Raw genomic sequence first — 24,668 nt, 5'->3', positions numbered from 1 at the left:
GCGGCGATTCCGGCGATTAAACGAAGACGCCGTATACCGGAACGCCCGGCAGCGGCGTCTTTTTTTGTGCGTGCCCCTTATCCGAACCAAGCTTCGCGAAGCAGACGAATACTGCCCGCCAGCTCCGCATCGCTCAGACCGCCGAAGCCGAGCAACACGTACGAGCGCGGGCATTCGTCCGGCTCCAGCCAATGAATACGGGGTGAATATACCCGAACGCCTTTGCGGGCCGCCTGCTCCAGCAGTACCTCGCTGTCCTTCCCGATCACATCCAGCAGGATGTGCAGACCGGATTTGTGCCCAATGATCGTGACCCGCTCCCCCATCTCCTGCTGAATCAAAGCGATCAGCGCCTTATGCTTCGCCTGATACAATCTTCTCATTTTACGGACATGACCGGAGAAATGCCCTCGGCTCATGAACAAGGAGACGGCTTGCTGAATGATCGGCGAAGCCGGCTGGTTGTAAACCGATAATAGCGGCTCCAGCCTCGATAGCAGCGTTTTCGGCAGTACGGCATAACTCAGCCGGGCTGCCGGCAGAAACGATTTGGAGAATGTGCCCAAGTAAACCACCCGTTCAGACATATCGAGCGCCTTGAGCGACGGGATCGGCTGGCCGACATAGCGAAATTCGCCATCGTAATCGTCCTCAATGATGATCGCGTCGTGCTGGGCCGCCCACTGCAGCAGCCTCATTCGTTTCTGGACCGAGAGTATCATGCCGAGCGGAAATTGATGGGACGGCGTCACGTACACGGCACTCACGCCGGCCGCTTTCGCATACAGCTCGTCCACATGCAGACCGTCCTGATCGAGGGCTACGGGGACGATCTGGCAGCCGCCGCTCTGGAATACCGTCCGCGCGCCGTTGTAACCCGGGTCCTCCATGGCGATACGCTGCCCCTCCAGCGACAACAGCCGGATTACCATATGGATCGAATACTGCGTGCCGGAGCCGATCATGATCTGCTCCGGGGTACAGGAGACGCCCCTCGTTTTGTACAAATAGCTTGCGATTTGCGCCCGAAGCTCGGGGTTCCCTTGAGCATCGCCATATCCGAGCACGCCATACGGATCGGCGTCGAACGAATCCGATAAGCAGCGTTTCCAGGTACGCACCGGAAAATGTTTCAGCTCAATATCGCCATAACGAAAGTCATACCGGCAGCAATCTGCCCGAACATCCGGCCGGGAAACGGGCTGAGGCGGATCCGGGATCGTATCCGCTTCTTCGAGCGCCAGCACCGTCAAGCCGTTTCGTTTTTTGCTCTCCAGATAACCTTCCGCCACAAGCTGCTGATACGCGGCCTCTACCGTATTTTTGCTGATCCGCAAATCGCCCGACAAATAACGAATCGAGGGCAGTCTGGTTCCGGGTGTTATACCGCCGGACTCGATCTGTTCCTTGACGTATGCATACAACTGCGAGTACAGCGGTACCTTCGACATCTTATCGAGCAGCGGCGTTAATTGAAGCACTCCCTGACCCCCTCATTTATTCGTAAACTGTCACTTTTAATAGGGACAATATCCCATTAAGATGACAATATCACAAAACACCAAACGAAGAAAGGTGAATGCCTATGTTTCCCATTCGCATGCAAAAAAGAGCCTGTACCGACACGGACAAAATCGAGTCGTTCCTGCAAAGCGCCAAAACCGGATTTTTAGGCCTGTCCGCAGGCAACCAGCCTTATGTCGTACCGCTGAACTACGTCTGGCATCACGGCGCCGTCTATTTTCACGGAGCGGCGGAAGGGCGCAAAATCACGTACATGCAGCAAAACGCGGAAGCTTGTTTTACGGTATGCGAGCAGTACGGAACAACGACCAGTCCGGTTCCGGCGCTTACCGATACAGCCTTTATGAGCGTCATGGTGTTCGGTCATGTCCATGCCGTTACCGACTTGGACGAAGCGACCGAAGCGATGCAGGCGATGCTGGACAAATATGTGCCAGGCTACTACAAGGAGGCGCTATCCAAAACCCATGTCGACAAATACAGATCGTCGCTCGGGAGCCGGACGGCTGTGTTCCGCTTAACGGCCTCATCCGTAACGTCCAAAGAAAGCGTCAGCGAAGGGGGCAGTTTGTTTTATCCCGGCAAAACGGTCCGTGACGACCAGTAGAAGCAACCCCGGATTCAAACAGCAAATGAAAAGCAAACAAGCCCCCGGATCGGATTGCATCCTGGGGCTGCTCTTGCCTTATTTCGACTTCGTCGCTAGCAACTCGGCGATCGCCTTGTTCGTAAGGGTCTGGAACATCGATTCGACGAGCAGCGTCTCGTAGTGATGATCATTAAGAATCAAGCCGCATTATCATCAGTATTTCAATCCACTCTTTAATCGTATCATTCGGCCAGGCCCCTCGGTTTCTCCTTGATTGCTTTTTTTACCGTTTTGTCTTCCGGCAGAGTCATTTGCCCATTGCAAACCTGCGCGTTTTGCCGTACTTTAGATTATCCTGGAGGTGTCGGTTATGCAGATTACGAAACGCCGGTTAGCCCCAAGTTCGAAATACGAAACGCCCTACTATATCATACGGGGCAGCGGGAGCGGCCGCACCGTCGTCGTAACGGCAGGCGTTCACGGCAATGAAGTGGCCAGCATCGCTGCGGCGAAAAAGCTGCTGCGCCTAATTCGACAGCATGATGTTTATATTCGCAGCGGCAAACTGATCTTGGTCCCTATCGTCAACCAGATAGCCTATAAACGGCATATTCGCGGCAAGCCCGACCTGAACCGGACGTTTCCGCGTCATTCGCGGGAATCGGCGCGCCACCCGTTATCCGCCTCGCTCTTTCGCCTGGCAAAGCGTAACCGGCCCGACTGGTACATCGATCTGCACGAAGCGAACGGCTTTTCGAAGCGAAATCCGCGCGTACTGGGACAAACGCTGATCGCCAATCCCCGCAGTAAAGCGGTCCCCGCCATGAAACGGGTGACGGCAAAGCTGAACGGGCGAATAACGAACCGATCGCGGCACTTCACGATCAAGCTCCGGTCGCTGCCCGGATCGGGGCGCAATGCGGCTTACGGCATTCTGAAGTCCAAAGCGATTACAGTGGAAACAAGCTGGGAAATGCCGCGCTCTACGCGAGTCGGCTATCAGGTGGATATTGTGCGCAGACTGCTGAGGGAAGCGAAGTTGACGTCGGACTGAACGTGTCATGCGAAGACTTGCTCCGAAGTGAAAACGCGGAAACGCCAAACAGGCGGCCAGAAATATTTCCGGTCGCCCGTCATGACCTGTCCCCTCTATTTCAGATGGCTACTTCCATCTTGACGGACGGATGATAATTGTAACCAACCAGCTTGAAATCGTCGATCGTAAAATCGTCGAAGCAGCGAATGTCGGGATTGATCCACAACTCGGGAGCCGGATACGGCTCGCGCTCGACTTGTTCCAGCAAAGGCCCCACGTGACGTTCGTATATATGTGCATCGTTCAGATTAAACGTAAGCGTCCCCAGCTCGTACCCGATTACTTGCGCCATCATCCGCTGCAGCACATAATATTGAAAGACGTTGAGCGGATGGCCGAGGCCGATATCGTTCGATCTGGCGTTAACGATCAGATGCAGCTTCCCCTGCTTCACCAGCCACTGGTTGTTCCACACGCACGGGTACAGCTCCATCTGGTCCAGATCGTCGACATCCCACAGCGAGATGACATGCCTTCTCGAAGCCGGGTTTGTTTTCAACTGATCGATCAGATTTTGAACTTGGTTCGTTATCTTCCCCTTGATCATGATCGGCTTGCCGAGCTGATAGCCATACGCCTTGCCGATGTTATTGCCTTCGTTCGTCCATTCCTTCCATAGCTTGACGTCGTGCTCATCCAAATAAGCGCAGTCGCTCGTACGCTTGACATAAAACCAGAGCAGTTCGTGGATGGCCGATTTCCAGGCAACCCGCTTCGTCGTCAGGATCGGAACCTCCGAATTGTCGAAACGGAGCTGCTTGCAGATCAAGCTTTTCGTATAGGCAGGCGTGCCGTCCGCCCAAACGGTTCTGACCTGCTGGTCTTTATCCCAATCCCCGTTCTCCGCAATTTGTTGAACAAGCTCTTTGTAGATCGCATCCGCCATTCCCATCCGATTGTTTGCCCTCCTATATGTCCATTTATCGCGAATACTATCATTTCGCCGCCATTTCGTCATCTCCTGCAACAACGATAACCTCCGTCTGATTAGGATCGGAGGTTTGTCGGTCGGATCGTGGCCTGCTTACCTGTCGGAAAACGAGTCCAAGAGCGAGCCGACGGCTAGACCGTTGCAGGAAAGCACATATTTCAGCGCCTCGGCTACGCCGTCTTCGGTATTTGAAGCCGTCGTCTTGTCGGCATGTTGTTTCACATCGTCGGGCGCGTTCGCCATCGCGATGCCGAGACCGCAAGCCCGCAGCATGGAAATATCGTTATCGCCGTCCCCAATGGCCACGCACTCGTGAAGACCGATACCGAGCATCCGGCATACTTCTTCCACCCCGCTGGCTTTTGTAATACCGATAGGACCGATTTCCAGATTGGACCAATGGGAATTGGTCACTTCGATGTCCGGAATCGTCCCCAGCCATTTGGCGATTTCCTTCAGAAGCCGCTCGTCCTTGCTGGAGTAGCCGAATTTCAGCCAAATCTGTTTCTCCCAAGGCTTGTCTATCCAAGAATCGCGATTCATGAGCCCTTCGGTCGTGTAGGCCCAATACCAGACTCCCGTGTCCAGCGCCTTCTCCCTCATCTTGCGGATCAGCTCGTGATGAAGCGGAATACGCTTGTGCACTTCACCGGGCGCCTTCCACACTTCGCCTCCGTTTACCGCCACAAGCGGGGAGCGAAGCTGAAGCTCTTCCACATACGGCCGGATATTCTGGATGCCGCGTCCCGTCGTCAACATGACCGTCACGCCGTTTTGCCCGGCGCGGGCGATCCAGTTTGCGTTTTCCGGCGAAATCCGTTTTTGGTCGTCGAGCAACGTTCCATCCATATCCAAGGCTACAAGCTTATATCGCATCCGTATTCGTCCTTTCGCTCCCGCCAGCGAAGCTGCCAGTTGATGATTGCTGGGTGATGATGCGCTGCCGATACTCGGAGGGCGAGCAGTCGTTCCACTTCCGGAACGTTTTGGCGAAATGGGCGTAATCGTCGAAACCGACGGCGAGTCCGACTTCATACACTTTGACGAACGGTTTCTGCAAATGCCGCTTCGCCTTTTCAATCCGCATGTGTGTGACATATTGGGTGAACGACAAGCCGGTCAGCTTCTTGAACAAGGTGCCGAAATAGTTCGGGGAGATGCCGTAATGGCCTGCTGCGTCCTTCAACGACAACGTCGGATCGGTATAATGACGGGCAATGTACGCCAGCGAATCGCGGATAATCGGGTGCTCCTGACCGTCTGCTGCGCCCGCTTCGCCAACCGTCGGTTGTACCGGATCGCTTTGCGAGATTCGCTTCTTGATCCCGGTCAAAACCGATACGAAATAATCCGCATCGATCGGCTTCAACAAATAATCGGTTACTCCGTATCTCAGCGCCGTTTGCGCATAACCGAAATCGCCATAGCCCGATACGATTACAAATTCCGCCTGCAGCCCCCGCGTTTTAAGCTCGCGAATGAGAGCCAATCCATCCATGCCGGGCATGCGGATGTCCGTGATCACGATATCCGGGCGGTACAGCTCAACCGCTTGCAGCGCTTCTTGCCCGTCCTTCGCTTCAGCCACGATTCGGAAGTCGGTCATCTCCGTTTCGATGAGCGCTCTCATGCTCCGTTTGACTACTCGTTCATCGTCGACCAGCAACACCTTCATCATGATAAACCACTCCCATAATGAACCTTAGTCGTCTACTATTATAGCACTATTACTCTTTCAAAGACCCCAGCATCGCGCCTTTCACGAAATACTTTTGCAGAAACGGATAAACGATCAGGATCGGGATCGTCGTGAACAGGATCGCACCCGCCTTCAGCATTTCAGGCGTTTGCAGCACCTGCGAGTCGAACATGCTGTTGTCCACGCCCGAATCGAAGGCGCTGTTCTGCACCATATTGCGCAGCTTGAGCTGAAGCGGGAACAGATGCTCCGAACGGATATAGATGAGAGCGCTGAAATACGAGTTCCACGTGCCGACGGCATGGAATAGCGCGATCGTCGCCGAAACCGCTTGGGATACGGGGAGCACGATGCGCAGGTACACGCCGAATTCCGAACAGCCGTCGATCTTCGCCGCCTCGATCAGCTCCTTCGAGACACCCTGAAAAAAAGTCTTCATAATAAATACGTTATAGGCGCCGAGCGCCCCCGGAACAATTAAAGCCCAGAGCGTATTCATCATGCCGAGCTTATTAATGATAAGAAAGGTAGGAATAAGCGGCGCCGGGAAAATGAAAGAGAACAGAATGAGCCTAACAATCCATTTTCGCCCCGGCATTTGCGGACGTGCCAGCGTGAAGGCCAGCGTCGACGTCAGCGCCAGCGATAGCACAGTTCCAACTACGGTAATATAGACGCTGACGCCCATCGCTCTCCACATGTCCTTCATTTGGAACAGCGTCGTGTAGACATTGAAAAACAGTCCCTTCGGCCACAAATATACGAGCTTGGCCCCGGCATAGACGGGATCGCTTATCGATACGGCGAGCAGGTGGATCATCGGCGCAATCATCGTAAGACATATGAGCAGGATCAACGCGCCGTTGGTCCATTGAAATACAGTTTCCGAACGCTGCCGGTTCATCATATTCGTTCTCGACTCCTTCTCAGTAGATGCTTTCACCGGTTGTTTTCTTGCTAAGCTTGTTGAGCAGCACGACTAGAAGGACGCTCACGACCGCCTTGAATATGCCGATCGCCGTCGTATAGCTGTACTTTCCACCGGTCAGGCCTACCCGATAAACATACGTGTCGAACACTTCACCGACTTCCCGCACGAGCGGGTTCAAGAAGAATAGCACCTGCTCGACGTTCGCATCCATCAGATGCCCGATCCGCAGCAGCAGCAGGATAATAATCGTCGGCATCAGCGCAGGCAGTGTAACGCTCCACATTCTTCTCCAGCGCCCGGCTCCGTCTACCATCGCCGCTTCATACAGATTCGGATTAATGCCGGCAATGGCCGCCAAATAAATAATCATCGACCAGCCGATCTCTTTCCAGATCCCAGCGCCGATCACGACGCCGAGAAAATACTTCGGTTCCGTCAAAAACGATTGCGGCTCAAATCCGAATCGCTGCAAGATTTGGTTCATCATTCCTTCGTTCGAAAGCAGCTCGACGAATATGCCGCCGACGATTACCCACGACAAAAAGTGCGGCAAATACAGCATCGTTTGCGCCGCCCGCTTGAACCAGGTCAGGCGGATTTCATTCAGCAGCAGCGCCATCACAAGCGGCGCCGGGAAGCCGAACACGATCGAGTATAGTCCGAACCGCAGCGTATTTTGGAGTATGATCCCGAATTCGGGATACTGGAACATATAGATGAAATGCTTCAGTCCCACCCACTTGCTGTGCAAAAAGCCCTGAAACAGATTGAAATCCTGGAAGGCGATCACGTTGCCCGCGAGCGGAATATATTTGAAGACTAGAAAATGAAGCAATCCCGGAATGGCGATCAACAGCAGGACGAATGAATCCGATAGTTTGATGTTGCGGAGCAAGCCGATCTTCCTTTCGTTTATGTTTCGGCAAGAAAAAGGGGCACCTCCTGAGGATGCTCAAACGCGGGGGCCCCTTTACCTTCGCTCGGTTTATTTTCTGTACGCGTTATACCAGTCGGTCGCTTCCTTGATCGCCGTATCCCCGCCGCGGCTTCTCCATTCCTTCACGAATTTGTCGAAGCCGGTATCCAGATCTTCCTTGCCGACCACAAGCTTGACGAACGTATCGTAGAACAGACTGCCCGGCTGAAGCCCGATATCCAGCTCCGGACGGCCATCGAGCGATTCCATTTGCGGCATGCCGAGCGACGCGTGCTTGTACACGGAGGCGGCGGCATCGTCGTAAGCTTTCATAATATTGTCCGGCTCCGGCATATATTTGACGATTATCGGCCGGCTCGCGCCGCGCGGATTGATCGTTTTGCGGAAGAAGCCGCTGGCCACGTTTTCCGCATTGGCCGGATTTTTCTCGTCGAACACGACTTTCCCGTTTTCTTCCTTATAGTTGTAATCTTTGATGCCGAAGCCGAAAAACTTCTCCGCATCCGGATGGCCCCATACCCAGTCCAGAAACTTGATCACTTCCTCCGGATTTTTCGTCTTCGCCGGAACGACCCAGACGAAGTCGATTTGCTCGGATTGCTTCTCGAAATAGGCTTCGCCGCGCGGCCCTTTCGGGGGCGTAATCATCACCGTTTCCGCACCGGGCTGATTGACATACTTGGAGACATCCGTAAACGAGCCGTACTGATTGGCCGCTGCGCCGTAGGCGCCGAAATACCCTTTGTAAATTTCGGATAGCCGGTCACCCTGCTTCCGCGTAACGAAATCTTTCGCGATGTAACCGTTGTCATACAGCTTCTTATAAAACGCGATCGCTTCCTTCATCTGCGGCTGGATCATATCCGGCTCCATCTTGCCGCCACGCATTTGCCAAGCGTCCGGCCTCACTCCGAACGAACCGGAGAATACGTCGCTCCAGCCGAGGTTGTCCGTCAAGGCGAGCGCATATTCGTTGTTTTTCCCGTCGCCGTTCATGTCGTTGTTTTTGACGCCTTCGGCAAACTTCAGAAACTCGTCGAGCGTCTTCGGCGGCTCCATGTTCAGCTTTTTCAGCCAGTCGCCGCGCATGAACATAATTCGCGTTGCCGGAGCGGCCGACAAGATCGGAATACCGTAAATTTTGCCGTTCTTCTGGACGCGAGGACTTTTCCAAGCGACTTCCGGAATGTTCTTCTTGATGTTCGGACCGTACTTGTCAAGCAGCGGACCGAGATCGAGGAATACGTTCTGATCGACGGCCCCTGCGTGCACGTTCGAATAGATGCTGTCCGTCATCACCAGATCGCCGAGATCGCCCGTGGCAAAGCGCAGCGCCAGCTGCTGCTTGTAATCCGCTCCGCCGCCCCATGTCATCAGCTCGTACTTCACGTTGTACCCGGACAGCTTGTTCAGCTCGTTGTAATATTTGTCCTTCTCGCTGGCGGGGGCTTGTGCCACAAACTGGGAACCGCCTTCGGTCGTCAAAATGCTGATGTCCTTCTTTACCGGCTGGCTTCCCTTACCGTCACCCGCTTCCCCCGCCGTTTTCGATTCGTTGCCGCATGCCGACAGCGTTGCCGCGGAAACGAGGAGTAGCGAAGCTATCGCCGCTATACTTCTTTTCATTAAATGTGACCTCCCGTGGTGTAAGGCTTTACAAGGCATACCTTGCTTAGCACTGAGTATAGCAGCGGATTCGCCGCGCCTATATGGAATAACTAACGAAATCATGTGCTTTTCCTCACACGCACCTCGCAGAGACGATTACTCCGCCTTCCGGTACGGCAGCCGCACCTCCACATCCGTCCCGCCCGCTCCGGACCGCAGTATACGAAGTCCGTACGGCTGGCCGAACTTAAGACGCAGCCTGCTGTGCACATTCCACAGCCCGATTGAGGGCAGTCCCCTTGCCAGACGGCTATCCGAATCCCGCTCGAATTCGGCGTTGTACCAGGCGGCCAGCTCGGGCGGCATCCCTCTACCCTTGTCGATGACGCGCAGCGAATAATAGTCCGGTAATGCCGAGCCGACGATGCGAATCTCGCCCGGATGCAGCCCGTGCTTCTCGTAGGCGTGAATGATAGCATTCTCGAGAAGAGGCTGGAGCGTCAGACGGAACAGCTCCGCTTCGCCGGACGTATCCGTTTCCAGCTCGATGACGACCCGCAAATCCTCATAGCGCTCGGATTGGATGCGCATATAGCTGCGGCAGTGGTCGATTTCGTCGCCGAGCGAAACGGGCTCGTTCGGATCATTGACGCTGTAGCGGAACATGTTCGCAAGCGTAACGGTCATTTGACTGATCGGCCTCACCTTCGCTACTATAGCGTACGAGTTGATGATTTCCAGGCTGTTGTACAAAAAGTGCGGGTTGATTTGCGATTGCAGCGATCCGAGAATCGCCTCCCGCTGCTTCAGCTCCAGCTCCTTCTCTTTCAGGCGCGAGATGTGAATGACCTCGACGAGTCTTTTGATCTCCAGCAGCATTTTGCCGAACGTGATGTAAGCAAGAATAAGGATCAGCAGGGCGATTATAATCGTGACGGTTCTGAGGTTTGGCAACCCGCCGACAAGCTCGTTATACGAAAGCTCGGTAATCATCGTCAAATGCGTGTTTTCGGACGTACGGTAGACGACTATTTTTTTGTCTCCGCCCGTATGGTCCATAAAATAGCCGCCCTGCCCTTCCATCCGGTTCTGCCAGCTTGCAGGCAGCGCGTTTCCCCACTCATCCGGGTCGGAATGGTAAAGGAACCGGCGATTCGCATCCGCGATGGCGATTCGCCCTTTCTGGCCGATTCGCTCCGCATTGCTGATGTTCAGGATCTGATCCAGATCAAACGCCGATATCATCGCTCCAGCCGGCTGGTAAGTGATCCGGTCGTTAATATTGCGGTAAAACAAGATGACCGGCACATCGCCGACTCGCTGTACCGCCAGCACCTGGAAGCTTTCATCCGTAAGGTTCCAGTCGCGGTAATCGATCGTGCGCGTGCCGGCAATCAGGTCGCCCAGCCCGCCGCCTTTGGCCGACTGCACATAAAACCCGACAAACTCCTTGTTCCGGTAAGCGATATAGGGATATACTTCACGGCTGATGCTCTCCTTAAGCTGGAATAGCTCATACGTTTCGCTCGGGTCGAGGCGAATAAACTGCTGGATGAGGCTGTTGCCGGGCAGCGTCTGCGTATCGAGCTTGATGCGGGTATAAAATTCATCCAAGCGGCCGCTGAGCTGCAGCATCAGCTGCTCGTTATACGAAATCGCGCTGTTCTCCAGCGCGCCGGTCGTTTTGTTATACCAGATCAGCCCGATCGCCAGAAATGGGATGCAAAAAAAGACGAGGAAAAACAAAGTCAGCCTTTTTTTGATCGAAAGCTTGCGAAATCGCTTCATCTTCGGTCGCTCCAGTACGGGTAGGTTGTATGAAATCTTGCGCTTTCGGCTGTTACCATCTATAGTAGGCGAAGGCGAAATAAAGCGCGAACAACGAATAATCAGGAGGAACTAGGCCTATGGACATCGTGTTTTTGGGAACCGCCAGCGCTGCGGGCAGTTTCCGGAGAGACAATACCTATTTGCTATTGCGCCACGGTGAGGATGGCTGGCTTATCGATGTGGGGGGCAACCCGCTCGGCAAGCTCAAACAGCTTTCCATGCTGCCGGCTCAAATTCGCGGAGTGATCCTTACGCATTTTCATACGGATCATATTTACGGTCTGCCTTCCCTATTATGGGGAATGTGGATTGCCGGACGGACGGAGCCGCTGACAATCTATTGCTCGGAGACGGGAGTGGCGCAGCTCCGAACCCTATTGGACGGTTATGAGGTGAAGAAATGGCCGATCCGGTTCGAGCTGGACATTCGCCCCTTCGACTGGATGACGCCTTCCGCGCTGTTCGAGTCGGACGGGCTCATCTTGTCCGTCTTTCCCGCCCTTCATGCCGGGCCGACTGTCGGCGTAACGGCGCAAATCGGCGGCAAAACGCTCGTCTACTCGGCCGACACGAAGCCGAATTCGTGGATACGCGATCTGCCCCGCATCGACCTACTTGTTCACGAAGCGACGGCCGCGCGAGGCAGCAGAAACAATCATACCACTTTGGAAGAGATCGTACACTATTACGATCCGCAGAAGATCAAGCGGATCATTGCCGTTCATCTGACCGATTGCGAGCCGTACGAAGATGTATTGGCGGAAGCCGGGGGAGCGGCTATTACACTTGCGGAGGATATGCAGGTCACAGAGCTATAGTCTTATACGAATACGAATCAGGAGACACCCGCGGGTGTCTTTTTTCATTCCGTAACGAACACGGCGAAAGTTTATGAAGACGAGGACGGATGTCGCTCTTGTGTATATGACGGGCATCGCCGACGAGCTGCTCGTGCGTCAAACGCTAGACCAACTGGCCGCCATCAAGATCGATCGGGTGCTGGAAGGAGAATACGTCGAAGAGCTGTTAAACGCCAAAAGACAACTCACTATTTTCCCGACGCTTTACAACACGGATCGGCCGGATTCGGTCGCCGCCGGGGTCATGGACGGAAAAATCGCCGTTTTTATCGACGGAACGCCGTTCGTGCTGCTGCTGCCGGCCTTGTTCGCCGACTTTATCCAATCCGCCGAGGATTACTATCAGGCGTCCTTTTACAGCAGTCTGATCCGCATCTTGCGATACGGCTCTTTATTTATTTGTATGATGGCCCCGGCCATCTATATTGCCCTGACAACGTATCATCAGGACATGTTTCCAACCGTCCTGCTGCTGAGCTTAAGCGCTCAGCGGGAAGGCGTCCCGTTCCCGGCGTTCATTGAGGCGCTTATCATGGAGATTACGTTCGAAATTTTACGGGAAGCCGGTATACGGATGCCGCGCGCAATCGGTCAGGCCGTCTCCATCGTCGGCACGCTCGTAATCGGCCAGGCCGCCGTTGAAGCGGGCATCGTATCCGCGGTGATGGTCATCGTTGTGGCGATTACGGCGATATCGAGGACAGGTTGTCGACTCGTCGCAGATGGCGCATAACCGCTCATCGAGCCGCTCCCCGGTCACGATCTATACCGATAAGTCGCCTACGCTATTCGAGGCGCTGCGTAAAATGACGACGCAATCGCCGCGGCAAATGTACTTGGCGCATTTGCGCTTTCTATTTTTCGATGAAGCGGCGGCCAAAAAAGGGATTAAACCCGCGATCGATTTTTTGCTGCGCGATTATCAGGTGCGGCCGGACTTCCATCTGGCCGTTATCCGAGGCAGTTCGACGAGACAGGTGCTGGAGCTGCTAACCCCTGCGGAAGCGCTGCCCGTTATGGAGCTGTACAAGTCGCTGAAAGTATCCGAGAAAGCTTGGGCCCCTACGTCAACCGTCACCGTGCAGGATTTGCTGCAAAAGTTTACAAAATCGGGCGTAGAGCCCGTGTTGACCGGACTTACGCTTCGCGGCGATATCGCGGAAGGCAAACAGACTTCGAATGTGATGCAGTCCTCCGTATCGGCGAGATACCAGTATACCGGGATCGGCGTGTTCCGTGACGATCGGCTGCTCGGATGGCTTAACGATGCGGACAGCAAAGCATATAACTACATCACGAACCATATTACAAGCTCGGTTGCCGCGACTCCATGCCCCGGGTCGGACGGCTATTTTGTGGCCGAGGTCGATCGCTCGGAGGTCAAAGTGATTCCGAGGCTCGTGAAAGGCGACCCGCAAATCCGGATCGACGCCACCGTGGAGGCAAATGTAGCCGAGGTCGGCTGCGCAAACGTGGACTTGACGCAGGAGCAATCGCTGCTTGATCTGCAGCAGGCGGCGAGGCGTCAGCTTAAGCAAGTGCTCGCTACCGGCGTCCGAAATGCGCAAACCTTATGAACCCTCTTGTGCTTCCGCTGCTGCTTATTGCGATCGTGCTGGCCTACTCGATATGGCCGAATACGTCTTATTTGATCGAGTTTTTTCAGGTTTGGCCGCTGTATTCCATCGTATTCGGCGTTTTCCTCCCACTTCTGCTGTGGATGCTCGGCAAGCTAAAGCGGCACCGCGCGGCAGCAAAAAAGCCGTCCCCGTGAACGGCTTGCTTCCTGGCGTATCGAAGGCGCTTTCGAACCTCAAACTCCAGCGGGATTCCACTGCTCCAGACGCGAGATAAACGTTTCCTCGTTCTCCAGGCCCGCCCAATACAAGGTAGCTTCCTTCATGATCTTGATCAAATCTTTTTGGCCGATGTTCAAATCGGTGAAATAATGAAAGGAAGGAATCGTTTCGCGGAATAACATAAATCTGGGCGGCCGATACATCGCTTCCGTTCCAACCCATTCCGCAGCCGGCTTCGACGCGGGCAGTGTATACGTCTTTTGGCGGATGACGAGTTGCGCCTCGTACGAGGTCAGGAATTCGGCAAGCTTCAGCGCCGCCTCCTTCGACCGCGAATGACGGCTGACGGCGAGACCGATACAGATGAGCAGCGTCTTCGGCACTCCGAAATGCGGAACAGGGCCAATATCGAACGGAATGTCCGAACCGCGAAGGATATTCAGGTGGAAATAGCTTGTGAGCATCATCGACGCTTTCCCTTGCACGAACAGCTTTTCGGACTGATCCTGGCCTATCGTTTCCCACAGCGACGGCAGCCGGTTCTTCATCTCCCGGCAAAACCGGAAGCCGTCCGCCATCGGCGTACCGGCGATACGCACCCCGCCGCTATCGCTCCGCTCGAACGCCCCGCCGCTTTGCAGCAGCAGCAGCGGCCACCGGTTCGGCGAATGGAAGTTGTAATAAAAACCGAGACGTTCGTTCTCGGCGGCGAGCTTGGACGCATTGTCAATCAATTGGTCCCACGTCCAAGAGCTGTCCGGCTCCGGCACCTCATGCTCCAGAAAATGATCGCGATTGTAGCAAAGGATGACTGGAGAAAAAACAAACGGGATGACGTGCTGCATTCCGTCCGTCCGGAATGCTTCCGCCAAAAACGGATACAGCTGAGGATTGTGCGGCAACGGCTCCAGAGTGCTCAATCTGTCGTTCTCTGCGAACTCGCGATACTCGTTGTTGTTCATCGTCACAATGTCCAGCATCTCGTTTTCCATATACTTCGTGACCATCTCGTGATTATACGTAGGCAGCGGAATCAGCTCGACGCGGATGTGCGGGTACTTCTTGCCGAACATGTCAAGCAGCAGCTCGATTTCCGTCTGGCTCATAATGGACGTATGATAGCCGAATTTGAGCGAAATGATGCCGCCTGGTGCAGGTCCGGCCACCTTGTTGCCCACTCTCGGTATTTTCACGATCAGCCCTTCATCAACCAGCACCTCGAGCGCTTTGCGTACCGATTGATTGCTGAGGCCAGACTGTTCGGCGTACGTCTTTTCCGAAGGAAGAAATTCGCCGACAACCCGTTTCCCCGTTACAATCTCGTCACGCAAGGTGGTTATAAGCTCGTCCAGACGGGTCCGAAACGTTTTGCGGCTTTGCCGGCTTTCCATATGAACCAACTCGCATTCACAAAGTAGTGGATACAGACCAGATACAAATCACAAAACACGGTAGTCCAGTCCTATGCTACTGATACTAATGGAATCGGATATGGATGTCAACGTGAGCAAACGAGTAAAAAGAAAGTCAGCGGGAAATACCGGGGAGCCGACATCAACGCCCGCTGCCCCGGTATTTGGGTCCACCTGCCTTTATTTTTTGCTCTTTTCTTTCTCGATTTCTTTCTTCAGCTGTTCTTCCAAATCGCGCAGAGCGGTGTTAACGTCCATTTCGTTCAAACCGACTTTCTGGAACGTAGCCGACATCAGGTTTTGCTGCGTGCCGGCAGCGACGTCGATCAATCCGTTTTGGCGCTTCGGCGTAGGAGGAGCCGGCGGGTAGAAGTTAACCGCGTTCATGTTTTTCTTGCTGTAAACGGCATGGCCTTTGCCGAGCGCGGCCTGAACGTCCTTGTTGTTCAGTACGGTCGGAATCCCGCTGCGGGAATCTTCCATGGCGACATCGTCCCCGAGCATCTCCATAATGACCTGGAACGCGTCGTCCTTGTGCTTGCTCTGCTGCGTGATCGACCAGTAGGCCGGACCGCGCTGACCCATCAGCTTCGGGCCTCCCGGAATCAGCGGGGTCGCCACCATATCCCAGTTCAGCTCAGGCGGGAATATCAAGTAGATGCTGTGCTGGTTGAGCTGCATCGCCACATTGCCTTTGGCGAAGATCCCGGTTTCCTCGGCAGCCGTTTTGCTGATGCCGTTATTCGGAATATCGTACATCCGTTTCAGGATCGTAAACACTTGGCGCCATTTCTCCGTATCCGACACCCCATCCGTCTTCGGGTCCAGAATCGGGTTCGAGAATTGGTTGTCGCGCAGCCACGCCATCGTGTTGGCGCTGAAGCCGCGGTACGTTTGCCCGCCCTCGACTCGGGTCATCTTTTTGGCAACGTCGTATACTTCATCCCATGTCATGCCGTCCTTCGGATACGGCTGCCCGAACTTATCGAACAAGTCTTTATTATAGTAGAGCACTTGCGGGAAATACGGGGGAACCGGCAAGCCCATCACTTCTCCCGTTCTTACCACGTCGACGATTTCCTGCGTAAAGACCTGGTTGAATCGCGTCATATCGTATTTATTCTTTTTGATCTGGTCGCGCAAGTCATAGGCGAGGCCGAGATCCATATATAGCGTCTTGAGCGTCGGAATATCCGTACGGATAAGGTCCGGAATGTCGCCTTGGGCAACCAGCTCCGTAATCGTCGCGCCGACCTGGTTCGTCTTGTAGTTAAACGTGATGTGCGGAAACTTCGTTTCCAGCTTTTTTCTGAACCGCGTGTCAAATTCCGCTGCGCTTACGCCTGCCGCATAAAGCGTCATCGTATACGGGTCTTTCTTCGCCTCGGGCTGCGGCTGCCCCGCTTTCGTATCCGGTTCCTTCGCCGTGCCGCCTCCGCATCCGGACAATCCCGCCGCCACCAACATGAACAATGCCGCCGAACCAACTATTTTTTTCATCGCGCACAAGTCCCCCTTCTGAAAATTGTATGCCATAAAGCTGCCGCCAATTGGCAGAAGCGCCTTATGTAATCGCTTTCTTTTCTACATGCACCCATACATTCGACACTACATTCTCCTACTCTGGTTCCCTTCACGCCATATATAAGCGCTTACATAAGAGGTGTTAAAATTACAAAACAATTCTAGTTTGTATACTCACTATCGACAAACCAGTTCAGAATGTTTGAATTCCTTAACTCAATTAATTTACATCTGGTTTACTAAATTATGTACGACGACCCCTGCATATGTCAATCCGCTTTGATTTAAAGACAAAATAAAGATAAAATGGGACAAAAAAAAAGAACACCGTCATACTTATCTGGTGTTCTCGTGACCGGCAACTCGGCCTATAAATCGATTCATAAGCAGCGGTAATGAAATCAGGATCGGGGGATCGTCGGGATGCGGCAGGTGCAGAACAGCGTGACAGGGAGGAACCGGCGTGTTCGGCTTCACGACGATCGGCTCCCTGGAACGGGTGCGCAGCGTCGCGCGGGGCAGCAAAACATCAATCGCGCTGGCCCCCCACTCTACCGAAGTCGCCATTAAGTAATACGTTCCGGGCTTAACGCCCGTAAAGACGAAGCTGCCTACCGAGGAGAGCAGCGTACCGTGCAGCGGCAGTCCTTCGGGGATCGGCTTCGCAAACAGCCCGATCAGAATAACTCCCTCGAACGGAACGACCGATTGGATCGTCCCTTCTACGCGGCCATGCAGATGCGATACCTCCCGGTCGCGCCAGTCGGTCAAATTCCGAAGCATATGCAGCTGGCTTCCGGTCATCTTCATCGAATTCCGGAATTGCGACGGCGTAACGCCGACGCGTTCGGTAAAGCGCGATGTAAAGGTTCCTAGGCTTTGCTGGCCGATCTCCAGCCCAATATCGCGGACGCTCAAATTCGTATTCAGCAGCAGCTCTTTCGCCCGTTGTAACCGGTAAGCGGAGACGTAGTATAAGGGCGGAAGGCCGATTCTCTCTTTGAAGATGCGGGCGAAATGGTACGGGCTATACCCCACATATTTGGCCAGGCCGGATAGTTCGATCGCGTCGTCGATATTCCGATGAATATAAGCGATCGCTTCATCAATCTCGATATACCGGTCGGTCACTTCATGCACCACCTTCATCTATTGTTCCAGAGGACAGGAACAAACGTTCTCTGTGATCATACCATATTTTCTCTCGTATTACAAAAAAACATCCGCGAAATATCGCGGATGCCTGTGTAAAATTTCGATCCATCGTTCAAAGTCCGGCTCGCAACCGACTCCATCGTTCCATGCGTTCGGTGAATTTCGGCGGCACGATACGCGGCTTCCCCGCCTGACAAACCAGTGTCTCCCCTTCCGTCAGCCCCGCTTTTCTCGTTTGCAGCACGGCAACGGCTCTGCTGCGCCATAGCAGCAATTGTTCGCGATGCTCGGGAGAGTTCGCGAGATCGCGACATTCGCCTGGGTCGGCTGTCAAGTCGAACAACTGCTCCGTCCCTTGTCTCGCAAGCCATATATACTTCCATTTGCCGTCCGTCAAATAGTGCATTTCCTGAAGCTCCGAATAGCAGACGCCATGCTCGCCATGAAAATAGGGACGCCACTGCACTTGTTCATCGCGAATAAGAGGAAGCATGCTTTGGCCGTCCACCGTCTCCGGAATGCGAAGCCCGGCTGCCTCGAGAATCGTCGGCATCAGATCCTGCAAACCAACAACGCGATCGACCTTGTGCCTATCGCTTCCGCTCTCCATCTGCTTGGGCAGACGGACGATCAGCGGAATATGGGCGGAGCCTTCGTAGCCGTACGTTTTGCGCCATAAATGATGATCCCCGAGCATGTCGCCGTGATCCGAGGTAAAAATAATGAGCGTGTTGTCGTACAGCCCCATATTCCGCATCTCGTAAAACAATCTGCCGATCTGATGATCGATATGGTTAATATTTCCATAGTAGCCCGCTCGCGCCCGGTGAATCTCTTCGGCGCTCCGTCTCCCCCGCCACGCTTCCGTGCCCGAGGTCGCAACGTCATGCTCGCCGCACCAGTCGCCGAGGTAGGGCTCCGGCAAGCTTTTGCGCATATACAAATCAAAATAGTACGGAACCGCATCGTAAGGGGAATGCGGCCGGGCAAACGACGTTTTCAGAAAAAACGGCTTCTCCGGGTCCCGCTCGCGCAGAAAACGGATCGATTCGTTCACCGTCCAATTGGTCGGGTGCATATATTCGGGAGCGTGGTAAGGCCTCGCCATCCAGGAGTTCCACGTAATGCCGTGATCGATATAGCCATAATCTCCGGTTTTGCGATCCTCGAACCATTTCCGGTAATCGGAGACGAACGAAGGATCGCCTACGCGTCCCGATTCGTCCAGCACCGTGCGATGAAACCCGTTAAGCGCCCGCTGCGGCTCGTAGTGCATTTTACCGACGCCCTGCGTATGATAACCCGCCTTGGCCAGCTCGCCCGGAAGCGTATATTCGAATCCCCCGCCCATACCGCTTGCGATGCCGCCTCCCGACGAATAAAGGATGCCGGTGTTCCACGGGTCCATCCCGGTCAGCAGCGACGCCCGCGCCGGAATGCAGGAGGGCGTTCCCGAGTACGCACTCGTGAACAAGGTGCCTTCGGCAGCCAGCGCATCGAGCACAGGTGTCTCGATGACCGGATTCCCGCTGCATCCGAGCGTATCCCAGCGCTGCTGGTCCGTCATAATGAGTAGTATGTTCGGCTTCTTCATACCGTTTCTCTCCTATCCGCTGAATCTTTATAGGTATGCGGCTCTATTTGTGGTACAGTAAATGCAAGATAAGTCCAGCCATGCTTTCGTTTTTGACATTTCTTCCGCACTTCCGCGCGGCTAAGGAGAATGGCGATGTTCATTTTGAACGAATCGTTTTATGTCGATTACTTGCAGTTCAAAGTCCGCTGGGCCCGCAGCATGTACAAGCCCCATACGTATACGTCGGACATGCAGTACCCGCATACGATTTTCTGGCTTGTATACGAAGGGTCTTGGAAGCTCCACGCGCTGGATCGCGAGCTGGTTGCGAAGCCCGGAGATTTGCTGGTGTTCCCGCCCAACACGCTGATCGGCCTGAATCGCGGCGAGAACGAGAGCATCCGCTATTTGTCGCTGTGCGTCGATCTGAAGATCGGCAATCTCGATCTGGCAACCCTCTACGATCTGCCGCTGTCGACCAGCCTGTCGGACAGCCCCCAGCTTGAGTCGTTCACCTCCGTCTGGCTGGAAGCGGTACGCTCGTTCGACACGCTCGGGGAGCTGATTACGTCCAAAATGCCCGGCCTTTCACCGGCAGCGAGTCATACCCATATCATTCATACCGACATTTCGCTGTCGTTTCTCGGCCTGCAGGGCGTTCTGTACGGCTGGCTGAAGCAGCTTCTGACGATCATGCGGAGCCATTTGCCCGACGAGCCGCTTCGCTTTGACCACCGTGTAATGAAAGTTTGCGATTATGTGCGGCATCATATCGACAAGCCCGTGCGGCTGCGTGAAATGGCGGACCATGCTCACTTAAGCCCAAGCCATCTGAGCCATCTGTTCGTGAAGACGCTCGGATTGTCCCCGCTCGAATACGTCCGGCAAGTAAGGCTGCAGCTGGCCAAAGAAATGCTGGCGCACTCGACCAGCAGCGTCAAAGAAATTGCGGAAATGATCGGCTACGGCGAACAAAGCCAGCTCAGCCGCTACTTCAGCCAGTCGGAGGGCATGAGCCCTCTCCAGTTCCGTAACGCCGCCACTTCCGCCAATTCCTTATAAACGCCGGCAGCCGCTTGCCGGCTTTATTTTTTCGCTTTCTCCGCGTCGACCGCTTTTCGCGCCGCTTCCGCTGCATCTCTTAGCGCCGTGTTCGTGTCCTTCTTGCCGGTGACGATTTCCTGGAATGCCGTGCTCGCTTTGCCGGCGGCAATATTGTTATATTTGTCCTTGTTCGAGATCGGCGCCGTTTTTTCCGAGAAATACGCTTTAATGTTTTTGCCTTTAAAATCCGCCTGGGTTTGGGCGAACGAGCTCTGGACCGTTTTGTCCAGCAGCGTCGGCATCGTGCCGTCCTTCGACTGCCTCGTCTGGAACTCGTCGGACGTAAGATAAGAGATGATTTCAAACGCCTGCTCCTTATGCTTGCTCAGGCTTGCGATGCTGAAATAAGCGGGCGATTGCTGGGGAGCTACACCCATAGCCTCTTTAAAATACGGCATCGAAATAATGTCCCAATCAAACGTGGCCGGATAACCGATCATTTCACTGCCATAGTAGGCGTACATGGCCGCTGCCTGGTCCTTCTTGAACAGGTCCGCGTGTTTCGTCAGCAGATCGGACGCATATTTCTGATCGGCGATTTGATAAAAACGCGCGAAGTTGTTAACGACCGCCTTGAACTTATCGTCTTCGATCATGACTTTATCCGTTCTCGTATCGTAGGACGGAATCGACAGCTGATTGTTCGTAATCATATGCGAATACGAGGTAACGAGGCCGAAATACTGCGTACCACCTTCCGTCCGGGTCATCTTTTTCGCCAGCTCGTAGATGTCATCCCACGTCGAGCCTTCCTTCGGATAAGAAACGCCGAACTTGTCGAACAAATTTTTGTTGTAGAACAGCAGGAACGTGTTCGAGCGGATCGGCAATCCGTACATGCCTCCTCCCGCGAAGCCTTGCATAAACTGCACGGCGGACGGTTCCAGGCGGTTCAGATCGTACTTATACTTTTTGATCAGCTCTGTAATATCGTATTGCAGGTTGTAGTCGACCAATTCGTTAATGGTGGAGGTTGACGAAATGATGATGTCGAGCGGCTGTCCGGACGCCAGCAGATCGGCGGTTTCGGTGCCTTTCGCATACTGCACGAACTTTACCGTTACGTGCGGAAACTTTTCCTTGATCGCATTACCGTTCTCCTTCATAAACTGCTCCGGCGTGCGCCCTGCGTTCGGCGAATAAAAGACGATTTCCACCGGCTCCTTGTTTGCAGCAGGCTCCGCCCCTGTTTTTGGCGGCTCGGTTTTTGCTGCGCTGCCCCCGCCTCCTCCGCAAGCGGCCATGAGCGAAGTCAGCAGCGCGACGGCTGCGAGGCCGGACAGATGTTTGCCTGGCTTCATGTTCATTTCTGGTTCCCCCTTTTTAACGATAAAAGAAAGCGACAGTGTGCAGGTCATCGCTTTCTATCCTGAAAGCGTTTCCCGTTTGTCTGTATCGTATCATGCGAGGCCATCCGATTCCCATATCTTCAGCGTTGATGTTTTTGACATTTCTTACGATCTGTATTTCGCAATGACAAGAAAAAAGCATCTCGAATTATCGAGATGCTCTTCGCCTCTATCTTTAAATTTCACTTAAACGTCCCGGCGCAAGGCCCGCAATACGTCGACCTTTGTAGCTCGTCTGGCGGGACGGGACCCGGACAATACGGCGACGGCCAGCGAGATGACTGCGGCAAGCACGGCCAGCAGCGGCGGAATAAGCGAGAAGCGGAAGTCGGCCGGCACCTTTTCATCCAGAAACGACTGAATCAGGAGAGGCAGCGCGCCGTTAACCGCAAATGATAGCGCATAGGAGACAATAATGCCTATAGCTGCCCCGAGTACGCCGATCAGCCCGCTCTCGAGCAGGAAAATGCGTCGTATGGCTGCCGGATGCGCTCCGATCGCCTTCATGATGCCGATATCCTGGGCCCGTTCGGTCACCGCCATCGTCATTGTATTGAAAATACCGATCGAAGCGATCAGAACGGCGATCGTCCCGACGAACACAAGACCGATCTTCATAATCAAAAACACCATGTTGACCTGCTCCAGCTCGTTCGCGATCGAATGGTTCATGTATCCGTCCGCGCGAATCTGTTCGCCGATCGCTTTCACATACTGCGCTCCGTCGGCGATCGCCTGAACCTGGGTATAAATCCTCGGCTCGTCCGGCTTTTTCGGCTTATCTCCGGGTTCGCCATCCTTCGTTTCGCTCGGTTTTTCGGCAATACCGAACTGCGTACCGGTAATCGCTTCGATCTTCTGAAGCAGCGGCTCGCCCATATAGACATTCTTATCTGTTTTCCATTCTCGCGTAGGCTTCTCGGTCACGCCGACAATCGTCGCCGTTATCGGCGTTTTCTGCTCGGCTCCGTTCACATAATGGATGACGTCCATCCGCATCGTTTTACCGATCCAATCCTTCGCCTCGCGTGCCGGCTGCGTCTGCTTGGACTTGTCGGCTGCGCTGTCCGCTCCCGAAGCCGGCTGCTCGTCCCGCGACTCCCGGATATTGTAGCCGATGACGACTTCATCAGCCGCCTGCGGCAATCGGCCGCTGCTTAAGGCGAAGCCAGCCTTCGTCTCCGCGTCGAAATCGACCGCGATCGCGCCGCCTCCGGATACCGCTTGTCCATCGACCGTTCGCGGCAGCGCCTGCTGGATGTAGTTGCGGTAGGTGACCGCCTTGATATGCTCCACCGAGCGCAAATACTGAATATCCTGGTCGGTCAGTTCGTTGTTCATCTTGCCCCCCGTCTCTTTCCCCCATACTTCAATGGCGGTGACGAGCCGGTCTCCGATCATTTTATCGACGATGCTTTTTTGCAGCCCGAATCCGACGGACGCCAGCACGATCAGAAACGCACATCCCATTGCGGTTGCGAGCACAGTCATAAACAACCGCGTTTTATTTTTTTTCATATTTTGCCGTACAAACCGGACTTGATCCGAAAATTTCACTGTTGTTCCTCCCTTATGCCCAGACCGGGCTTTTAATGATACGCCCGTCCTGAAGTGTGACCGTGCGATTTGCCGTGGCGGCCACCTGCTCGTCGTGAGTAATGATCAAAAACGTGATCCCCTGCTCGCGGTTCAGCTCGCCGATCAGCCGCAGGAGCTCGCGCTCGTTTTCGCTGTCGAGACTGCCTGTCGGTTCGTCCGCCAGTACGATCGGCGGCCTCAGGACCAGCGCCCGCGCCACCGATACGCGCTGCTGCTGTCCGCCCGACAGCTCACTCGGGTAATGCTGAGCGTAATCGGACAAGCCTACGCGCTCCAGCATCTCGTTGACCCGTCTTTTCCGCTTTTCGATGCGAACGCCTTGGAGCACAAGCGGCAGCTCGATATTTTCGAATGCGGTCATGCTTGGAATCAGTTGAAAGCTTTGGAACATGAAGCCGAAGTTCGCAAGCCGGAAGTCGGCCCATTCCCCTTCGCTCAGCTTTGTCACCGTCCGTCCCATTACCGAAATATCCCCTTGCGTGGGCCGAATGTAGCCGGATATTAAGTTAAGCAGCGTCGATTTGCCCGACCCGCTGCGGCCGACGATCGCGACCATCTCTCCTTCCTCGACGCGCATATCGATATGTTGAAGGACCGGAACGATGCGTTCCTTCCCTTTTTTGCCGATGGCGAATTGATGGCTGACGCCCTGGACTTCGATCATGATTGTACCTCCGTTTTTTGTTGTTGCTGCATTTTTTCCGTTGGTTTACGGTCACCTGAACAACAATACCGGAGAAAAGTTAAAACAATATGCTACGATTTATGAAAAATTTCTTAAGTAAATCTTTATTTTGATAAGAAAAACGTCTATCGAAGTTAATTCAAGGATGAGCGACCGCGACTGAACCCCACAAAGTGAAGAAAAGCTGTGGACACGGACGGGCAAGTATAACGGAAGCGATATTTCCGCTAAACGCTATTTTCACTCGCAACTTCCCCTATAAAGGAACAAGAAGTTCCGCTATTTCCTCAGGCAAAACCGGATCCGGTCCTACCCCCTAATTATGGAGAATAACCTGCACAAGCTAGAGCGTTCGCAGTCTTACTTGAAATCTCACGTAATCAGGCTTTAAAGCGCAACTTGGAAGGGGGTTAAGTCTGGCTTCGCAGCGGCGATCCACTCCCGGAACTCCGCCGGCGAG

22 protein-coding genes and 1 pseudogene are annotated in these 24,668 nt (G+C 54.2%); 8 read left to right on the top strand and 15 right to left on the bottom strand.

All coding sequences use genetic code 11. The features are described 5' to 3' along the window. Positions 1-77 precede the first annotated feature (77 nt). Positions 78-1,481 (bottom strand): MocR-like pyridoxine biosynthesis transcription factor PdxR, encoded by a 1,404-nt coding sequence (pdxR, locus tag D7M11_RS31010; RefSeq protein ID WP_240041388.1) that lies wholly within the window; start codon positions 1,479-1,481, stop codon positions 78-80. A 104-nt stretch (positions 1,482-1,585) separates the two neighbouring features. Between pdxR and D7M11_RS31005 the strand changes: the two genes are divergently transcribed. From D7M11_RS31005 to D7M11_RS31000, 3 genes are all read left to right on the top strand, one after another. Further along, positions 1,586-2,131 (top strand): pyridoxamine 5'-phosphate oxidase family protein, encoded by a 546-nt coding sequence (locus tag D7M11_RS31005; RefSeq protein WP_120751163.1) that lies wholly within the window; start codon positions 1,586-1,588, stop codon positions 2,129-2,131. 25 nt (positions 2,132-2,156) lie between these two features. After that, positions 2,157-2,294 carry a hypothetical protein gene (locus tag D7M11_RS36590; protein WP_158606938.1) on the top strand — a complete coding sequence of 46 codons (138 nt, stop codon included), beginning with the start codon at positions 2,157-2,159 and terminating at the stop codon, positions 2,292-2,294. Positions 2,295-2,483: 189 nt separating this feature from the next. Then, a complete protein-coding gene (locus D7M11_RS31000) occupies positions 2,484-3,167 on the top strand; it encodes a M14 family metallopeptidase (protein ID WP_120751162.1) in 684 nt (227 codons plus the stop codon). Between the two features lie 100 nt (positions 3,168-3,267). Here the strand turns inward: D7M11_RS31000 and thyA are convergent, their stop codons facing one another. From thyA to D7M11_RS30965, 7 genes are all read right to left on the bottom strand, one after another. Then, positions 3,268-4,101: a thymidylate synthase gene (gene thyA, locus D7M11_RS30995; RefSeq protein ID WP_120751161.1), complete on the bottom strand. Its 834-nt coding sequence runs from the start codon at positions 4,099-4,101 to the stop codon at positions 3,268-3,270. Positions 4,102-4,233: 132 nt separating this feature from the next. Then, positions 4,234-5,016: a Cof-type HAD-IIB family hydrolase gene (locus tag D7M11_RS30990; protein WP_120751160.1), complete on the bottom strand. Its 783-nt coding sequence runs from the start codon at positions 5,014-5,016 to the stop codon at positions 4,234-4,236. Continuing rightward, positions 5,006-5,818: a response regulator transcription factor gene (locus D7M11_RS30985; protein WP_120751159.1), complete on the bottom strand. Its 813-nt coding sequence runs from the start codon at positions 5,816-5,818 to the stop codon at positions 5,006-5,008. The genes D7M11_RS30990 and D7M11_RS30985 overlap by 11 nt, the downstream gene beginning before the upstream one ends. 49 nt (positions 5,819-5,867) lie before the next feature. Beyond that, positions 5,868-6,782 carry a carbohydrate ABC transporter permease gene (locus D7M11_RS30980; RefSeq protein ID WP_240041385.1) on the bottom strand — a complete coding sequence of 305 codons (915 nt, stop codon included), beginning with the start codon at positions 6,780-6,782 and terminating at the stop codon, positions 5,868-5,870. Next, a complete protein-coding gene (locus D7M11_RS30975; protein WP_120751158.1) occupies positions 6,766-7,665 on the bottom strand; it encodes an ABC transporter permease in 900 nt (299 codons plus the stop codon). Before D7M11_RS30975 ends, D7M11_RS30980 begins: the two co-directional genes overlap by 17 nt. A gap of 90 nt (positions 7,666-7,755) precedes the next feature. Next, positions 7,756-9,333, bottom strand: a complete 1,578-nt coding sequence (locus D7M11_RS30970) for an extracellular solute-binding protein (protein ID WP_158606937.1) — start codon at positions 9,331-9,333, stop codon at positions 7,756-7,758. Positions 9,334-9,471: 138 nt separating this feature from the next. Then, positions 9,472-11,103 carry a cache domain-containing sensor histidine kinase gene (locus D7M11_RS30965; protein WP_120751156.1) on the bottom strand — a complete coding sequence of 544 codons (1,632 nt, stop codon included), beginning with the start codon at positions 11,101-11,103 and terminating at the stop codon, positions 9,472-9,474. 119 nt (positions 11,104-11,222) lie between these two features. Here D7M11_RS30965 and D7M11_RS30960 point away from each other — a divergent pair, with 119 nt between their 5' ends. From D7M11_RS30960 to D7M11_RS30945, 4 genes and pseudogenes are all read left to right on the top strand, one after another. Beyond that, complete coding sequence (locus D7M11_RS30960; RefSeq protein ID WP_120751155.1) at positions 11,223-11,963, top strand: MBL fold metallo-hydrolase; 741 nt, start codon at positions 11,223-11,225, stop codon at positions 11,961-11,963. Between the two features lie 76 nt (positions 11,964-12,039). After that, positions 12,040-12,702 (top strand): annotated as a pseudogene (locus D7M11_RS30955) (spore germination protein); the annotation flags it as partial. Between the two features lie 25 nt (positions 12,703-12,727). Beyond that, positions 12,728-13,582, top strand: coding sequence for a Ger(x)C family spore germination protein (locus D7M11_RS30950; RefSeq protein WP_120751153.1), 855 nt, complete (start codon positions 12,728-12,730; stop codon positions 13,580-13,582). Then, a complete protein-coding gene (locus D7M11_RS30945; RefSeq protein WP_120751152.1) occupies positions 13,579-13,779 on the top strand; it encodes a hypothetical protein in 201 nt (66 codons plus the stop codon). The genes D7M11_RS30950 and D7M11_RS30945 overlap by 4 nt, the downstream gene beginning before the upstream one ends. A 39-nt stretch (positions 13,780-13,818) precedes the next feature. Here the strand turns inward: D7M11_RS30945 and D7M11_RS30940 are convergent, their stop codons facing one another. The 4 genes from D7M11_RS30940 to D7M11_RS30925 all read right to left on the bottom strand — a co-directional run bounded on the left by D7M11_RS30940 (position 13,819) and on the right by D7M11_RS30925 (position 19,489). Further along, positions 13,819-15,195 carry an extracellular solute-binding protein gene (locus tag D7M11_RS30940; RefSeq protein ID WP_120751151.1) on the bottom strand — a complete coding sequence of 459 codons (1,377 nt, stop codon included), beginning with the start codon at positions 15,193-15,195 and terminating at the stop codon, positions 13,819-13,821. Between the two features lie 201 nt (positions 15,196-15,396). Then, a complete protein-coding gene (locus tag D7M11_RS30935; RefSeq protein WP_158606936.1) occupies positions 15,397-16,716 on the bottom strand; it encodes an ABC transporter substrate-binding protein in 1,320 nt (439 codons plus the stop codon). 360 nt (positions 16,717-17,076) lie between these two features. After that, a complete protein-coding gene (locus D7M11_RS30930) occupies positions 17,077-17,889 on the bottom strand; it encodes a helix-turn-helix transcriptional regulator (protein ID WP_193556326.1) in 813 nt (270 codons plus the stop codon). Between the two features lie 118 nt (positions 17,890-18,007). After that, positions 18,008-19,489: an arylsulfatase gene (locus D7M11_RS30925; RefSeq protein WP_120751148.1), complete on the bottom strand. Its 1,482-nt coding sequence runs from the start codon at positions 19,487-19,489 to the stop codon at positions 18,008-18,010. Between the two features lie 135 nt (positions 19,490-19,624). Between D7M11_RS30925 and D7M11_RS30920 the strand changes: the two genes are divergently transcribed. Next, entirely contained in the window at positions 19,625-20,533 is a 909-nt protein-coding gene (locus D7M11_RS30920; protein WP_158606935.1) for an AraC family transcriptional regulator, read from the top strand. Positions 20,534-20,556: 23 nt separating this feature from the next. Here the strand turns inward: D7M11_RS30920 and D7M11_RS30915 are convergent, their stop codons facing one another. From D7M11_RS30915 to D7M11_RS30905, 3 genes are all read right to left on the bottom strand, one after another. Beyond that, positions 20,557-21,882: an ABC transporter substrate-binding protein gene (locus D7M11_RS30915; protein ID WP_158606934.1), complete on the bottom strand. Its 1,326-nt coding sequence runs from the start codon at positions 21,880-21,882 to the stop codon at positions 20,557-20,559. A 228-nt stretch (positions 21,883-22,110) separates the two neighbouring features. Further along, on the bottom strand, positions 22,111-23,481 hold the full coding sequence (locus D7M11_RS30910; protein ID WP_120751145.1) for an ABC transporter permease: 1,371 nt from the start codon (positions 23,479-23,481) through the stop codon (positions 22,111-22,113). Positions 23,482-23,494: 13 nt separating this feature from the next. Next, positions 23,495-24,187: an ABC transporter ATP-binding protein gene (locus D7M11_RS30905; protein ID WP_120751144.1), complete on the bottom strand. Its 693-nt coding sequence runs from the start codon at positions 24,185-24,187 to the stop codon at positions 23,495-23,497. Between the last annotated feature and the right edge of the window lie 481 nt (positions 24,188-24,668).

It is taken from the genome of Paenibacillus ginsengarvi, assembly GCF_003626695.1.
GTDB classification, from domain to species: domain Bacteria; phylum Bacillota; class Bacilli; order Paenibacillales; family NBRC-103111; genus Paenibacillus_AB; species Paenibacillus_AB ginsengarvi.
This window is presented reverse-complemented; position numbering and strand designations above follow the sequence as displayed.

Excerpts from the sequence above, each read along its gene's own strand:
- D7M11_RS30905 (WP_120751144.1), bottom strand. The coding sequence starts at position 24,187 with ATGATCGAAGTCCAGGGCGTCAGCCATCAATTCGCCATCGGCAAAAAA.
- D7M11_RS30915 (WP_158606934.1), bottom strand. The coding sequence starts at position 21,882 with ATGAACATGAAGCCAGGCAAACATCTGTCCGGCCTCGCAGCCGTCGCG.
- D7M11_RS30960 (WP_120751155.1), top strand. The coding sequence starts at position 11,223 with ATGGACATCGTGTTTTTGGGAACCGCCAGCGCTGCGGGCAGTTTCCGG.
- D7M11_RS30990 (WP_120751160.1), bottom strand. The coding sequence starts at position 5,016 with ATGCGATATAAGCTTGTAGCCTTGGATATGGATGGAACGTTGCTCGAC.
- D7M11_RS31005 (WP_120751163.1), top strand. The coding sequence starts at position 1,586 with ATGTTTCCCATTCGCATGCAAAAAAGAGCCTGTACCGACACGGACAAA.
- D7M11_RS30930 (WP_193556326.1), bottom strand. The coding sequence starts at position 17,889 with ATGAAGGTGGTGCATGAAGTGACCGACCGGTATATCGAGATTGATGAA.
- D7M11_RS30950 (WP_120751153.1), top strand. The coding sequence starts at position 12,728 with ATGGCGCATAACCGCTCATCGAGCCGCTCCCCGGTCACGATCTATACC.
- D7M11_RS30985 (WP_120751159.1), bottom strand. The coding sequence starts at position 5,818 with ATGATGAAGGTGTTGCTGGTCGACGATGAACGAGTAGTCAAACGGAGC.
- D7M11_RS30940 (WP_120751151.1), bottom strand. The coding sequence starts at position 15,195 with ATGGAAAGCCGGCAAAGCCGCAAAACGTTTCGGACCCGTCTGGACGAG.
- D7M11_RS36590 (WP_158606938.1), top strand. The coding sequence starts at position 2,157 with ATGAAAAGCAAACAAGCCCCCGGATCGGATTGCATCCTGGGGCTGCTC.
- D7M11_RS30925 (WP_120751148.1), bottom strand. The coding sequence starts at position 19,489 with ATGAAGAAGCCGAACATACTACTCATTATGACGGACCAGCAGCGCTGG.
- thyA (WP_120751161.1), bottom strand. The coding sequence starts at position 4,101 with ATGGGAATGGCGGATGCGATCTACAAAGAGCTTGTTCAACAAATTGCG.
- D7M11_RS30965 (WP_120751156.1), bottom strand. The coding sequence starts at position 11,103 with ATGAAGCGATTTCGCAAGCTTTCGATCAAAAAAAGGCTGACTTTGTTT.
- D7M11_RS31000 (WP_120751162.1), top strand. The coding sequence starts at position 2,484 with ATGCAGATTACGAAACGCCGGTTAGCCCCAAGTTCGAAATACGAAACG.
- D7M11_RS30935 (WP_158606936.1), bottom strand. The coding sequence starts at position 16,716 with ATGAAAAAAATAGTTGGTTCGGCGGCATTGTTCATGTTGGTGGCGGCG.
- D7M11_RS30945 (WP_120751152.1), top strand. The coding sequence starts at position 13,579 with ATGAACCCTCTTGTGCTTCCGCTGCTGCTTATTGCGATCGTGCTGGCC.
- D7M11_RS30920 (WP_158606935.1), top strand. The coding sequence starts at position 19,625 with ATGTTCATTTTGAACGAATCGTTTTATGTCGATTACTTGCAGTTCAAA.
- D7M11_RS30970 (WP_158606937.1), bottom strand. The coding sequence starts at position 9,333 with ATGAAAAGAAGTATAGCGGCGATAGCTTCGCTACTCCTCGTTTCCGCG.